Annotated in this window: 17 protein-coding genes; 13 read left to right on the top strand and 4 right to left on the bottom strand. The window is 37.6% G+C overall.

All coding sequences use genetic code 11. From position 1 onward, the window contains the following. Positions 1 to 52 precede the first annotated feature (52 nt). From HC179_RS19300 to HC179_RS19280, 5 genes are all read left to right on the top strand, one after another. Positions 53 to 187 carry an FbpB family small basic protein gene (locus HC179_RS19300; protein WP_082153446.1) on the top strand — a complete coding sequence of 45 codons (135 nt, stop codon included), beginning with the start codon at positions 53 to 55 and terminating at the stop codon, positions 185 to 187. A 67-nt stretch (positions 188 to 254) separates the two neighbouring features. Then, positions 255 to 398 (top strand): acid-soluble spore protein N, encoded by a 144-nt coding sequence (locus HC179_RS19295; protein ID WP_010193544.1) that lies wholly within the window; start codon positions 255 to 257, stop codon positions 396 to 398. Between the two features lie 91 nt (positions 399 to 489). Next, on the top strand, positions 490 to 732 hold the full coding sequence (gene tlp, locus HC179_RS19290) for a small acid-soluble spore protein Tlp (protein ID WP_060663629.1): 243 nt from the start codon (positions 490 to 492) through the stop codon (positions 730 to 732). 112 nt (positions 733 to 844) lie between these two features. Then, positions 845 to 1,270 (top strand): acyl-CoA thioesterase, encoded by a 426-nt coding sequence (locus HC179_RS19285; protein WP_168865824.1) that lies wholly within the window; start codon positions 845 to 847, stop codon positions 1,268 to 1,270. Between the two features lie 3 nt (positions 1,271 to 1,273). Beyond that, on the top strand, positions 1,274 to 1,579 hold the full coding sequence (locus HC179_RS19280) for a hypothetical protein (RefSeq protein WP_168865823.1): 306 nt from the start codon (positions 1,274 to 1,276) through the stop codon (positions 1,577 to 1,579). A 37-nt stretch (positions 1,580 to 1,616) separates the two neighbouring features. On the opposite strand, the gene HC179_RS19275 is transcribed toward HC179_RS19280, so the two are convergent. Together HC179_RS19275 and HC179_RS19270 are read right to left on the bottom strand one after the other, a co-directional pair. Continuing rightward, entirely contained in the window at positions 1,617 to 1,904 is a 288-nt protein-coding gene (locus HC179_RS19275; protein ID WP_168865822.1) for a HesB/YadR/YfhF family protein, read from the bottom strand. A gap of 187 nt (positions 1,905 to 2,091) precedes the next feature. Continuing rightward, the gene (locus tag HC179_RS19270) at positions 2,092 to 3,282 is read right to left on the bottom strand and encodes a CapA family protein (RefSeq protein WP_168865821.1); all 1,191 of its coding nucleotides are present in this window, start codon (positions 3,280 to 3,282) and stop codon (positions 2,092 to 2,094) included. A 151-nt stretch (positions 3,283 to 3,433) separates the two neighbouring features. Here HC179_RS19270 and HC179_RS19265 point away from each other — a divergent pair, with 151 nt between their 5' ends. After that, on the top strand, positions 3,434 to 5,212 hold the full coding sequence (locus HC179_RS19265) for a S9 family peptidase (protein WP_168865820.1): 1,779 nt from the start codon (positions 3,434 to 3,436) through the stop codon (positions 5,210 to 5,212). 201 nt (positions 5,213 to 5,413) lie between these two features. Then, a complete protein-coding gene (locus tag HC179_RS19260) occupies positions 5,414 to 8,467 on the top strand; it encodes an efflux RND transporter permease subunit (protein ID WP_168865819.1) in 3,054 nt (1,017 codons plus the stop codon). Between the two features lie 62 nt (positions 8,468 to 8,529). Here HC179_RS19260 and HC179_RS19255 read toward each other — a convergent pair whose 3' ends face one another. Continuing rightward, positions 8,530 to 8,886, bottom strand: coding sequence for a hypothetical protein (locus HC179_RS19255; RefSeq protein ID WP_168865818.1), 357 nt, complete (start codon positions 8,884 to 8,886; stop codon positions 8,530 to 8,532). A gap of 83 nt (positions 8,887 to 8,969) precedes the next feature. Here HC179_RS19255 and HC179_RS19250 point away from each other — a divergent pair, with 83 nt between their 5' ends. Genes HC179_RS19250 through HC179_RS19235 form a run of 4 tightly spaced genes read left to right on the top strand, consistent with a single transcriptional unit; the run spans position 8,970 to position 11,631 of the window. Beyond that, entirely contained in the window at positions 8,970 to 9,557 is a 588-nt protein-coding gene (locus tag HC179_RS19250; protein WP_168865817.1) for a GDSL-type esterase/lipase family protein, read from the top strand. Beyond that, positions 9,550 to 10,227 carry an HAD family hydrolase gene (locus tag HC179_RS19245; RefSeq protein ID WP_168865816.1) on the top strand — a complete coding sequence of 226 codons (678 nt, stop codon included), beginning with the start codon at positions 9,550 to 9,552 and terminating at the stop codon, positions 10,225 to 10,227. The genes HC179_RS19250 and HC179_RS19245 overlap by 8 nt, the downstream gene beginning before the upstream one ends. Position 10,228: 1 nt before the next feature. After that, positions 10,229 to 11,080 carry a DUF2785 domain-containing protein gene (locus HC179_RS19240; RefSeq protein ID WP_168865815.1) on the top strand — a complete coding sequence of 284 codons (852 nt, stop codon included), beginning with the start codon at positions 10,229 to 10,231 and terminating at the stop codon, positions 11,078 to 11,080. An 8-nt stretch (positions 11,081 to 11,088) separates the two neighbouring features. Beyond that, positions 11,089 to 11,631 carry a GNAT family N-acetyltransferase gene (locus tag HC179_RS19235; protein ID WP_168865814.1) on the top strand — a complete coding sequence of 181 codons (543 nt, stop codon included), beginning with the start codon at positions 11,089 to 11,091 and terminating at the stop codon, positions 11,629 to 11,631. A 30-nt stretch (positions 11,632 to 11,661) separates the two neighbouring features. Here HC179_RS19235 and HC179_RS19230 read toward each other — a convergent pair whose 3' ends face one another. Next, a complete protein-coding gene (locus HC179_RS19230) occupies positions 11,662 to 11,919 on the bottom strand; it encodes a hypothetical protein (RefSeq protein ID WP_168865813.1) in 258 nt (85 codons plus the stop codon). A 168-nt stretch (positions 11,920 to 12,087) separates the two neighbouring features. On the opposite strand from HC179_RS19230, the gene HC179_RS19225 reads away from it, so the two are divergent. Then, positions 12,088 to 12,858, top strand: coding sequence for a sporulation protein (locus tag HC179_RS19225; RefSeq protein ID WP_168865812.1), 771 nt, complete (start codon positions 12,088 to 12,090; stop codon positions 12,856 to 12,858). Between the two features lie 124 nt (positions 12,859 to 12,982). Beyond that, positions 12,983 to 13,564: a histidine phosphatase family protein gene (locus HC179_RS19220; protein ID WP_168865811.1), complete on the top strand. Its 582-nt coding sequence runs from the start codon at positions 12,983 to 12,985 to the stop codon at positions 13,562 to 13,564. Position 13,565 lies beyond the last annotated feature (1 nt).

Here is a 13,565-nt window from a genome sequence, read left to right as displayed (position 1 = left end):
AGAGTATTTTGGACATTAATACTATTACAATAATAAATAAGTAGGTGAGACGATGAGAAGAATTCGTAAACGTTCATTTGAAGAACTTGTTTTAGAGAACAAACAGCTGTTATTAAAAGACGAAGAGGCACTCCGTAAAATTGAAGACCGCTTAGAAGAAAAAATGTTAAATAAAGCGGCAGAATAACTTTCAAATATTTCTTGTTATGAATATCCCTCCACCTTGAGATAGTAAAGGTAGGAGGGATGTTTTAATGAGTAATCCAAAAGGAAGCAGAAAACATTTTATGCCAAACCACATCGGCACTCAACCACAAGAGGCTGGCGGTAATAAAGGCAAACAAATGCAAGATACATCTGGTAAACACGCTCAAGTAATTCAAACTAAGGGTGAATAATACATCCAACTATTTCAAGTGTTATTTAAGCCTTCAAAGTAAAGAATATAGCTTGTAGTACCATTCATTCGATAAAGGGAGGCGTTTTGTTATGGACCAAAACAAACAACATCGTGCAAACCCGGATGATCGCAGTGATAATGTAGAAAAACTACAAAGCATGGTGCAGAACACAATAGAGAATATTGAGGAAGCGCATGACTCCATGCAATTTGCCAATGAAGAGGAAAGAGCTCGCATTGAAGCAAAAAACCACCGTCGCGAAGAAAGCATTGCAGCTTTTAGGTCTGAGATTAAAGACGAAGCGAGTGCTCGCGAAAACGGTTTTAAGTAAAAGGGGAAGACGGGCAGCGTTCATGCCCGTCTTTTTTTAACTCTTTTAATGTGGAAAAATATTCTTTTATGTTATCATTATCAAATACAGCCAAGTAAATGGGGGAGTAGAGATGCTGATTTCTAAAAAAGAAATTGAAGTACGTTATGCTGAGACAGATCAAATGGGGGTTGTGTATCATGCCAATTACCTGGTATGGATGGAACTCGGCAGAACACAACTTATTAAAGACTTAGGCTTTTCCTACGCAGAAATGGAGCAGGACGGAGTGATTTCGCCTGTGATAGACATAAATGTTACATATAAGAAACCGCTGCGTTACGGGGAAGTGGCGTCGATACATACATGGATTGAAACCTATGATGGCTTCCGAGTAGTTTATGGTTATCAAATACTTACACAAGATGAGGAAATCGCGCTTGTTGGAAGTTCCTCGCATGTTTGTGTGAAAAAGGATAACTTCAAGCCAATAATCATTCGAAAAAAATACCCAGAGTGGCATTCTGCTTATGAAAATGCAAAAAAGCAAGGAGAGTAAATTATGGCTTTCGGAATTAAGCGTGTGGAACTTCAAGAATGGAAAGAGAAGGTGATAAACGGGGAGATTGCCTTCCTAACCCACTATTGGATTCACCCACGTTTTGATGGCATTACAACCGTTACAAAAGCCGGTTGCTGTGATGTAAATAAACTCATTAAATGGGGCCATCAATATGGGTTGAAGGAAGAATGGATACATAGAAGGGATAAATATCCTCATTTTGATCTAATCGGAGATACTCAGCTTGAGATTTTGAAAAAAGAAGGTCAATGGAATCAAATTACTCGCTTTTTTGAGCATAAATAAAGAATTAGGACTTTTTCGCCCTAATTCTTTTTTATGCTCACTCATAGTCAAATTTAGGTTCATTCAATTGTTCATCGAACTTAATATGAAGATCATGACCATCAAAGTACCAAGCATCTTTTTCTTCCACAAAGAACGTAATGCCGTCTTTTTCAGTGGTAGCAACAGCTTGATCTGGCTCTTCTTTTACAATACCTAAAGAAAATCCCTTCTGGACAGTGCTGCATCCTCCATAGCGCACTTGAAATTTTATGTTATCTCCCTTTTTTAAGTGCAGCTCACTTTTATACCATTCTAAGGCTTGATCTGACATGTGAATATTCATAACAGCAACTCCTTTTGTCTCTTTTGATTGTATTACGTTGCCTTGAAAAAAAGGAAAGATGCTTTCGCATGAACGCAATATGTATATACACCCTTATTATACCTGAATTCCACATATGCAACCAAATGAAACAGCTTTAGATAAAATAAAAGCACCGACCCCGATTATTGGTTCGATGCTTGTCCATTTAGTTTCTTATTTCATCTTCTTGTAACCATTGATACATATGCTTCATCATTTCCTCGTTCTTGGCCTCTGCCTGCGGAAACCCAAATGAAGCTGCGTCCTTTAATGGAACCACATGATATTTAGTAGGGTTTATCTGTGAAACATACGTAGGGATGAAATTATCCACTTTAATATCGATATTACTCTCCTGACCATCTACCGTCTTTTCCACATGGAGTTGAAGGATACCACCGATATCTTTGTAGTCATCTTTTTGACCAGAAAGGAAATTGCCCAATGAATAGACGACAAACATTTTACCACCATCAGGCCTGTCCATAAACTTCATTGGCTGCAATACATGAGGGTGATGTCCGATCACGATGTCGACCCCAATTTCAGCTAGAAAGTCTGCAAGTTCTTCTTGTTCGGAGTTTGGAAAAAGGATGTATTCTACTCCCCAGTGCATGGCAACTACGACGACATCTGAATTTTGTTTGGCCTCTTCCACGTCTTTTTTTATCGCCTCACGATCAATCAGGTTAACAAAGAACTCTTTCCCTTCCGGAACAGGAATACCGTTTGTTCCATATGTATAAGACAAGAATGAGAATTCAATGCCATTTTTAGATATGGTCCGTAATCGTGCTTTATCTTCATTGCTCTTATAGCCACCGACATATTTCATCCCGATGGTTTCGTAATGGTTAATGGCATTCATGATGGCTTTTTCGCCGCGGTCCAATGTGTGGTTGTTGGCGATGCTTACGATATCAACGCCAGCTTCTTGAAGAGCATCAGCAACTTCAAATGGACTGTTAAAACTAGGATAGTTAGATAACCCTATTTCCGTTCCCCCTATGATCGTTTCTTGATTTGCAATGGAGATATCGGTTTCTAGTAGGTGGGATTTCACCTTGTCTAGCATTGGATTAAAATCATAGCTGTTCTCCCCTGTTTTTGCAGCATCATAGACCGTACTATGGATAAGTAAATCTCCAACAGCAGAAAGGGTAGCTTCCGTGCGAAAACCTTTTTCTTCTTTTAATGACTTCGTTGAATGATGTAATTTAACCGGTTGTACAACGAGTTCTTCTTGATTATCGCTCCCAAAAAAACTGTCAAAATGTTTATAAGACAATACAGAAAAAACGGTCCCCAATAGCAATATGATAAGAATTGGGAATAAATATTTTACTTTTGCATTCATTGATTATGACCCCTTATATCATGTTCTTTACTCCACAATATAACATAGTTTTTGTGAAATCAGCCATAATATGTCGAAATTTCAAAAAATTAAAGGGTTTTTGTTTTGTTTCTCGAAATAGTAAGGGAGAATAGATAAAGGGGGAAGTCAATTGCTTACGTTTAAAAAACCTGAAGTGGAACAGTTCTTTAAAGTATTTAATATTGAAGATTTTACATTGAGTCCCGATGAAAAACAGTTAGTGTACAGTACGAATCTCACTGGTCACTATAATGTTTGGGCAATGGATTTGCCGAATCAATATCCATACCCGCTCACATTTAATAATCAAAGCTGTCATGGCTTAAAGTACGATCCAAACGGAAAATACATATTAGCAAGCTTCGACCAGGATGGGAATGAACTGACGCAAATTTATGCTCTACCAAGCAGCGGCGGTGAATTGCAGGATGTGAGAGTGGAACTGGAGCACCGTCACATGTCTCCAAGTTTTTCGAAAGACGGGAGCCGCATCTATTATACAAGCACCAAAGGAAACGAAACATATTTAAACTGTTATTGTTACGACTTAAATACAAAAGAAGAGAAGTTATTGGTAGAAGGGACAGATGCGTCTACCTACTTAATAGCCGTCTCAGAAGATGAAGAAAGCTTCATTACTTTAAGACACTATGCAAATACGTACACACAAGCGTATTTACATCAAGGAGGAACATCAACTAAACTAACACCGGAAACAGAGAGTCAGCACACCGTTGACAGTGCGGTATTTACTGGGGAAAACTCCGTTTATCTTGTAACGGACTATGAGGATGATAATGGTTACCTCGCACATTTTGATTTGGAAACGAAGAAATTTACAAGAGTATCGAAAAGTGACATGCATTTCAATGATATGTATTTAGACAAGACAGGAAATAAGTTATATCTTGTTTCAGCCAAAGGCGTAGAAGATAAGCTCTATACCTATTGTTTGGAGAAAAAAGTACTGGAAGAAGTTAACAGTCCGGTGTCTATTATTGAAAAAGTAGTAATAGGTAAAAGTGGATCGGTCTATTTACTAGGGAAAAATGCTTCAAAACCAGCAAATATATATAAGAAAGAAGATGGAGGTTGGGTACCATTAACAAATAACCGTGTGCCGGCGGTGTCGGATGAAGATCTATGTGAACCTGAAATTCTCTCGTATCCATCCTTTGATGGACTCGAAATTGAAGCTTTATTCTTTAAGGCAAAAGAAGAGGTTTCAAATGGTCATGTAATCCTTTGGCCGCATGGTGGTCCACAGTCTTCTGAACGAAAGTTTTTCCGCTCTTATTTCCAATTCCTTGTTAATAGAGGATATAGTATTTTTGCTCCGAATTTCCGTGGCTCTTCCAACTACGGATTAGCTTATATGAAAATGGTGGAGGGAGACTGGGGACATGGACCTCGCCTTGACAATATACATGGGTTGGAATGGATCATTGAAAAAGGGTTTGCAGACAGAGATAAGATATTCTTGATGGGCGGCAGCTATGGTGGATACATGGCATTACTGCTACATGGTCGCCACCCAGAGTATTTTAAGGCTGTGATTGATATTTTTGGTGTCAGCAATCTGTTCTCCTTCATTGATTCCGTGCCAGAACACTGGAAACCGGTCATGAAACAATGGGTGGGCGACCCAGTTGAAGATAAAGAACGCCTGACAATTGATTCCCCTATTACCTACCTTGATACCATGACAAAGCCAATGCTAATTATTCAAGGTGCTAACGACCCCCGAGTAGTCAAAAAAGAGTCCGATCAAATTGTCGATGCGTTAAAAGAAAAGGGCCGTGATGTAGAGTACCTTGTGCTGGAAGATGAAGGACATGGGTTCTCAAAAAAGGAAAATGAAATTAAGGTATTCAGGGCTATCTTGAACTTTTTAGAAAAACATAAATAATTATTTAAAGATTGTGTGGGGCTCGGGTTTTCCGGGTTCTTTTTTTATTGACAAAGGATGGCGCTCTAGTCGTATCCCTTCTACGCCTCAAGAAGTATTTTCCAAAAAACGCTTTTTATTTGATTTCGGAGAGCATATAATCAATTTTGGGTGTGTTGGAAATTTATTCTTATTTTTCTTAATGGAGAGGAGACTTTAGGGATGTCGATGATGGATTTCATTTTAAAAAGGAAAATTGCAGTTGGACTTTTAGTTGTGTTTGTATTTATGATTGGCTTCTATTCGCTGAACAAACTAGATCAGGAATTGATGCCACCTATTTCCTTTGACATGACAATTGTCCAGGTAGATGCAGGACAAATGCCGGTATTGGATGTAGAAGATAAAGTAACGACACCGATTGAACAAATTTTAAGCGGATTGGATGGTGTGGAATCTCATACTTCCGCAACATATGTAGGAAAGTCTTCTATCACTGTCATGATAGAAGAAGGAAGAGGGGATGAAGTACATAAAAATATAGAGGCCGCAGTAGCCCCTTTGTCCACGCAAATTCCTGGTGTTCAGTATATTAATAGTTTTCAAATGACTACTAGTCAGGAATATGAGTTTTATATGGATATTTTTAATGGTAACATGCAAGACATTTCAGCATTTGCTAAAAATGTAGTAGAGCCTAGACTGGAAGCATTGCCGGAAGTAAGAGATGTGAAATTTGATGGATTAGAAGAGAATGAAGTGATCATTCAATTAAAGAAGGATGAATTACAAGAAGATGGTGTGAACTCACAGCAAATCATTCAAACGATCCAACAGTCTAATCTCATAACGTCATTCGGAGAACTAACGGAGGAAGCAAACGAACCGACTGTCAGATGGAATACCTCTTTGACAAATGTGGAGGATATAAAAGGGATTCTTATACCGACAATGTCTGGTGTGAAAGAACTTAATGAACTTGCAGAAATTAATCTACAGGTTCGCGAAACTTCTTCAGGTGTGTGGAAAGACGGTAGTCAGGATGTGGTAATGGTACAAATCGGGCGTGTTTCTGAGGTTACACAAATCGAAATGGCAGAAGCGGTCCGTGCGGAAGTGGAGAAAATAAGGCAAGAAGGGCTTGTTTCTGGATTTGAATTTGAAGAAGTAGTAGCTCAAGCAGATTATGTTAGCGAAGCAGTGGATGGAGTATCAAGCAACATTTTAATCGGGGGATTACTGGCCATCGTCGTGCTATTTCTTTTCCTTCGAAATGTAAGAGCAACCATGATCATTGGAATCTCTATTCCATTATCTATCCTACTCACTTTTGCAAGTATGTGGTTATTAGGATATAGCATTAATATGCTGAGTTTAATAGCGTTAGGCTTGGGAATTGGTATGATGGTGGACGCTTCCATTGTTATTTTAGAATCCATTTATCGTAAAAAAGAACAAGGTTTAAAGAACCGGGAAGCTGTATTAATTGGGGTTAAGGAAGTTGCCTCTGCGGTATTTGCCTCGATGCTAACTACCATAGTGGTTTTCTTACCAATCGGTTTGTTAGGTGGAGAAGCAGGGAAGTTTATGATCATATTATCTGTTGTGGTCATTGTGACACTCGTTAGTTCAGTGGTGGTTTCTTTTACACTCATCCCATCCCTGTCTGAAAATTTCTTAAAATTGACCAAAAGGCAACAAAATAAAAAAGAGAGTAAGATTATCTTGTCTTATGGTAGGTTCATCAGTTGGCTGACAGGTAAAAAGCGCAGACGCTACGGTGTCATCTTCCTATTTTTCGTCATGTTTATCGGTTCTTTAGCGTTAGTAACAAAAGTGCCGATGACCATCATGCCTGACATGTATAATCGCTACTCGGAAATAATGGTTACCTTAGATAAAGGAGTCACACCAGACCAGAAAAATGAAATAGCAGAAGCCATACATGCCAAGCTTGTTGATATTCCGGATGTTAAGGAAGGTTTTGTACTGGATCAGATAGAATTTATGTTCGTTCTGATTAATATGACGCCAGAAGAAGAAGCCACCTTAGAGCAAAAAGAAGTAAACGAGCAAATTCTCTCGGGATTGCTTGAACTAAAAGATGATTATCCTGTTGTGAATGTTACATCTGTTATGAGCGCTGGAGCAAGTTATCCTGTTCAAATTGGGTTAAGTGGAGAGGATCTTGATGGTCTGACCTCGCTTTCCTCTGATATGGTAAAAGAATTAAATGGGATAGATGGAATCATTGGAACCACTACATCACTCGGAACTTTAATGGACGAAGAACTAATTGTTCTAAATGAAGAAGAGATGAAAAAGGACGGAATAACTCCTTTACAAATCTTAGGACAATTAAATGGTTTATCTTCTTCTGTTCCGATTGGTTCCTTGCAAGATGAAGATGCAACACCTATTTTAGTTGCCCCAGATGAAGTAATTTCAAACAAAAAGCAGTTATTAGATCTTGAAGTGAACACACAGGACGGACCTAAAGACCTTTCTACTTATGTTTCATTTGAGCAGGTGAAAGCACCTGGGCAAATTGATCATAAAGACGGGGAGCGGGTTGTGAAGATTCTTGCGAATATCGAGAATCGTGATTTAGGGTCAGTAAACAGAGATGTTCAAAAAATGGTCGAGGAATTTAATACACCAGATGGGTATTCCATTTCTGTTGGGGGAAGTTTAGAGGAGCAACAAGAAGCGATACAGGATATGTTAGTCATCTTAGCGATTGCCATCTTCTTGGTATATGTTGTGATGGCTGTCCAATTCAACCATTTGCTTCATCCAATCATAGTTATGACCATTATTCCCATGACTTTTACAGGCGTTATTTTGGGACTTCTGTTAACACAGCGTGAATTGAGTATTATGTCAGGGATGGGTGTCATTATGTTAATAGGGATTGTTTTAAATAATGCTATCCTATTGATTGACCGAGCAAAACAGCTGAGAGCCGAAAACTATGCAGTAGGGGAAGCAATGGTAGAAGCGGGTATGAATAGAATACGCCCTATCTTCATGACTACATTGACTACAGTTGGCGGAATGTTGCCGCTTGCCATTTCAACAGGAGCAGCAAGCAACTATCAGGCACCATTAGCCACAGTGGTCATAGCCGGACTATTGTTTTCAACTTTAATAACATTGGTACTGATTCCTTCTGTCTATATGCTTTTCCATGATCTTGGGGTGGGTATCCGTAAAATGTTCAAACGAAAAAGAAGCGATGGAACAGAGATTTCTACAGCTAAAAAAGCAGGATAATGATAAGCAAGCATCCATTGTTATGGAGATAATGGATGCTCGTCTCTATTTGATGTGCAGTCCTACATTTGTGTGTTCCTTTCTTCTTGTTTCCACTTTCTATAAAGAAGAAGGCAGTGGGTAAGGCCAGCTAAGATAAATAGAGACAATAAAAAAGCGGAAGCTATGGTGTCGATTTCAAAAATAATAATAATAGCAATTAATACTACGAAAGACGGTGGGAGTTGCCATAGGTTTCGGATAAGTTTTCGTCTATAACTGAGTTTGTAATAACTTAGTGCAAATCCTTTATCGACTTTTTTCTTCTTTCTGTAAACCCTCTTCATAATAAAACTCACGATTAATCCAACCATAATCCCAATAACTATATTAATCATCAGACTTTCCATTGATAGATTAGTAATTAAATCATTATCCATTATGTAACCCCTTCGCTTTAGTTTTTTCTATTATATGGTAACATAATAACTATCAATAAATATTTAAGGTGGGATCCATACACATGAAAACACTAGTCTGTTTTGGTGATAGTTTGACAGCAAGGCACGAAGGAAAAGACAACCCTCGTCTCACTGAAAAAATTTCCCTACAACTTCCAAACTACAGAGTTGTTAACGCAGGGGTATCGGCTAATACCACTAAGGACGCGTTACGAAGAATTGAAAAGGATGTATTAACTTATAGACCAGATTTAGTAACTGTATTATTTGGCTCGAATGATGCTGCAGTACATAAAAAGGTAGCTCTAAACACATATGAAGAGAACTTAATAAAGATTACCCAACTAATTGGACCAGATAAAACGATACTCATCACTCCTCCTCCAGTAGATGAAAAGTTACAACCAAACAGAAAAAATAGCGAACTGGCTAAATATGCAGATGCAGTTAAACGTGTTTCAGATGAAACAGGCAGCTATTTAATTGACTTCTACACAGAATTGTACTCTAGGACAAATTATAAAGAACTCTTGGTTGGCATCTTAAACGATGGATTGCATTTTGGGGAAGCAGGTTATGATATTTTGGCAAATCTAATCACTGAGAAAATACTAGATATTGAATCAACCCGAGAGAAAAAATTTGATTAGGGCGGTAATATTTGATCTTGATGGCACGCTTTTAGATAGGGATGCTTCATTAAAGAAGTTTGTTGAAGGTCAATATGAAAGGTATAAGCATGCTTTCGCACACATACACAAAAAAACCTATATGGATAGGTTTATCGAACTGGATGCACGAGGGTATGTGTGGAAGGATAAAGTCTATCAGCAACTTGTAGGTGATTTTCTAATAAATGTTCATATTTGGGAAGAACTATTGGAAGATTATATTTCTAACTTCCCATTCCACTGTACCCCTTTTAATAATGTAGAAAACACACTTCAGCGACTTTCTGAGGACAATCTTCCATTAGGCATGATAACGAATGGTTTCGAGGTTTTCCAGATGAACAACCTAAAAGCACTTGGTATTGAACACTATTTTCACTCCATTCTTGTTTCGGAGCGGGAAGGGATAAAGAAACCTAATCCTGAAATTTTTCGCAGATCCGCAGAGTTTCTTCAAGTATCGATGAAGGAATGCCTTTTTATTGGGGATCATCCCGAGAATGATGTGGCTGCTGCTAATGCTGTTGGAATGACGACAGTTTGGAAGAGAGATTCATATCGGGATGAAGTGGATGCAGACTTTATTATAGAGGACCTTGATTGTTTGCCTGCTATTGTCAAGTCGATAAATGAGAAGGAAGGCAGATAACATGATTTTTGAAGTAGAAACCCTTAAGCATGAACTTTTAACAATTGAGGATAAAAAGATACTAGAAGATACAACTTATTGTGACAAATTAATAGATTCCATGATGAAGCACATCGGCACAATTGATCCGACTCTTCGTGATGATTTGATTTACACTACCTTTGCTAAATTGATTAATGGTGGATTCATCCCGCAATCTAAGTTGCTTAAAATGTTAGAAATATGTTTGGATGAGGAGCATCTTTTTTATAAAATCGGGGAAGAAAAAGGGGACTCTGTTTTTACCCGATCCTTCTCTTCTTTGGTTGTTGCACTAATTTTAGCGAACGACGATGGGACACTTCTTGATGCTAAAAAGGTGCAGGAAATAAAGACAGCAATATTAGAATATCTAGATAGAGAAAAAGATACCCGCGGATTTGTTGAAAATAAGGGATGGGCGCACAGTATCGCTCATGGAGCTGACATGTTGACGGCTCTGGTAAGTCACACACATTTTCATATGAGTATACTTGCTGAAGTGCTTAAATCCATAGAAATTTGCCTTCTAAAGGATGTAGTGTACCAAGATGAGGAAGACGAGCGGCTTATTTTTGCTATAGAAGCCCTGTTAGAAAAAGGGATGGAGAAACACATTCTTATAAATTGGATAAAAGCTCTCTCAACTATTTTGAACGAGGGACAGGTAAATCACGGACAAACATTGCCTTTTTACCATAGTAAGGTTAACGTGAATAATTTCATGAAGTCCCTTTATTTTAGAGCGAAGCATATAAACCCTGATAAGGAACTGCTAGAATGCATAGAACAAGAAATTCATTATTGGTTTAGGAAGACTTATGGGCAAGGGTAGGCGTTAAAATGAACTATCATAAAAAAGAATTACTTATAAGGAAACTGCAACAAGGCAGGGATGAAAAACATTTATTAAAATGGTTGTCCAACCCAAAAGTATTGGAGTTCTATGAGGGGCGAGATGTAATATTTAACATGGAAGAAATTATAAGAAAATTCTTCAATAGAGACGATGAAGTATCTAGGTGTATGGTGGTCTATCAAGGAAAAGACATTGGTTTTATTCAATATTATCCAATTAATAAGGCTACTAGCACATTAGCAGAATACTTTGAGATGGAGAGGGTTTATGGCTTAGATCAGTTTATAGGCGATTCAAATTACTGGAACAAAGGAATAGGAACCCAGCTCATTTCCTCCATGGTAAATTACTTAAAAACACAAAAAGAGGCCACTAGGATAGTTATGGACCCGATGACATCCAATGGAAGAGCCATTAAATGCTATGAAAAATGTGGGTTTAAAAAGATAAAAATATTACGTGAGCATATTTTACATGAAGGAGATTATAGAGATTGTTGGTTAATGGAACTAACTAATCTTGAATAACAATCTCTATGCTTACATAATTGCTCAAACCTAGTAAACTATAGCTCTAAAGGTAATGACTAGATAAAACATCAAGGGAAATAGAGTTAAGATAATACCCATGGCCTTATACTTATTTTTAAATTGCAAGCCCAGACCGATAATCCAAATGCCGAGTATAAGTAAATACCATAGATTGTATTGTGAAGTTTCTGTTTCTGAGATACCTGGTCCTGCCAACCATAAGGTTAGTAATAAAACAAATAAACCGGTCACTACATTCCAAGCTACAAGTATAAATCTCTTCAAATTAGTGGCCTCCTTTTATATAAGTTAGTGTAATTTTACACGATAAAAGTATTGGGTGTACATCTTTTATTCTGAAAATTAGATAATTTTTCTTTTTGAAACCTTTTCTTTATTACAATCGTAGTATTAGAGACTTATAAAATTTTTATGTTGAATGGAGGAGTAGGGATGTCTTTTTTTAACAAGGCATTAGCTAGTGTAGGAATTGGAGCAGCAAAGGTAGATACTAAATTGGCTGAATCAAGTTTTGTAGCTGGTGAGGAAATTAAAGGTATTGTAGAAATCACTGGTGGTTCTATTGAGCAGAAGATTGATGAAATTTACTTAACTTTATTAACTAACTATATAAAAGAATCAAATGATACGAAGGTCCATAAACAAGCAGTTCTAGAAAAAAAGAAAATCGTGGATTCGTTTGTGATTGGTGTTAATGAAAAGAAAGAAATTCCTTTTACCTTGACATTGCCATATGAAACACCTGTAAGTATGGGCAACACAAAAGTGTGGTTACAAACAGGGTTAGATATAAAAAATGCAGTGGATCCTTCTGATAAAGATGTGGTCCATGTTCAACCATCTCCACTAGTCTCTACAATTATGAGTGCTGCTGAGCAATTAGGTTTTCGTTTAAGAAAAGTAGAATGTGAAGCTGCCCCTTATAGATGGAAAACTCATTATCCATTCATTCAAGAGTTCGAATTTGTTCCAACATCAGGACCTTTCAGAGGGAAGCTGGATGAAATTGAAATGATCTTTTCCAATAATAATGGAAGTTCAGTAGAATTGATCTTGCAAGTAGATCGTAAAGTTAGAGGTCTTGGTAGTTTTCTATCAGAGGCGCTGGATATGGATGAGACGTTTGTAAAAATGCGTGTAACAACCCAGGACCTTCCTGGCATTAAAGACCAATTAGAAAGTACCATTCGTCGTTATTGCTAAGAAAATATTTTAAATAAGGACACCTTTTCTAGGGTGTTCTTTCTTGTGTGAAAAAAGTTGTTATTTCATATAATATAAATTAAACTAAAAATTCATTCAATTTATTATAAAGGGGCGTGTTGTAATGACGAAACTAGGATTTATCCGACACGGTAGTACGGCTTGGAATAAGGAGCGAAGAGCACAAGGGAGTTCTAATATTCCACTTGATCAAGATGGGATTAAGGATGCAGAAAGTTTGGCAGATAGAATAAAGAATGAAGATTGGGATGTTATTTACTCTAGTGATCTAGTAAGAGCCATGCAAACCGCTGAAATTGTGGCAAGGAACCTGCAAGTTGAAGAGGTATTTTTAGACACTAGACTTCAGGAAGTGAATGGTGGTCAAATTGAAGGAACGACAGAACCTGAACGAATTGAAAAATGGGGAGAAGACTGGCGAGACCTCGACTTAGGTATAGAACCGAGGGAAATGGTAATAAAACGAGCCCTTTCATTCATTGAAGAGGTAACAGAAAAACATAAAGGTCAGAATGTACTAGTGGTTAGTCATGGATCTTATATTAGACATGTATTAAGAGAATTGGTGAAAGACCTTAAGATGGAAGATCATCTTGAGAATACCTCTGTTTCCACCGTTAAAGTTCGCGAAGGAATGTGGGAATGCGAACTATATAATTGCACGAAGCATCTTGGCGGGAAGTAGG

This window comes from Bacillus sp. RO1, assembly GCF_012524115.1.
Lineage (GTDB): Bacteria > Bacillota > Bacilli > Bacillales > Bacillaceae_I > Sutcliffiella_A.
This window is presented reverse-complemented; position numbering and strand designations above follow the sequence as displayed.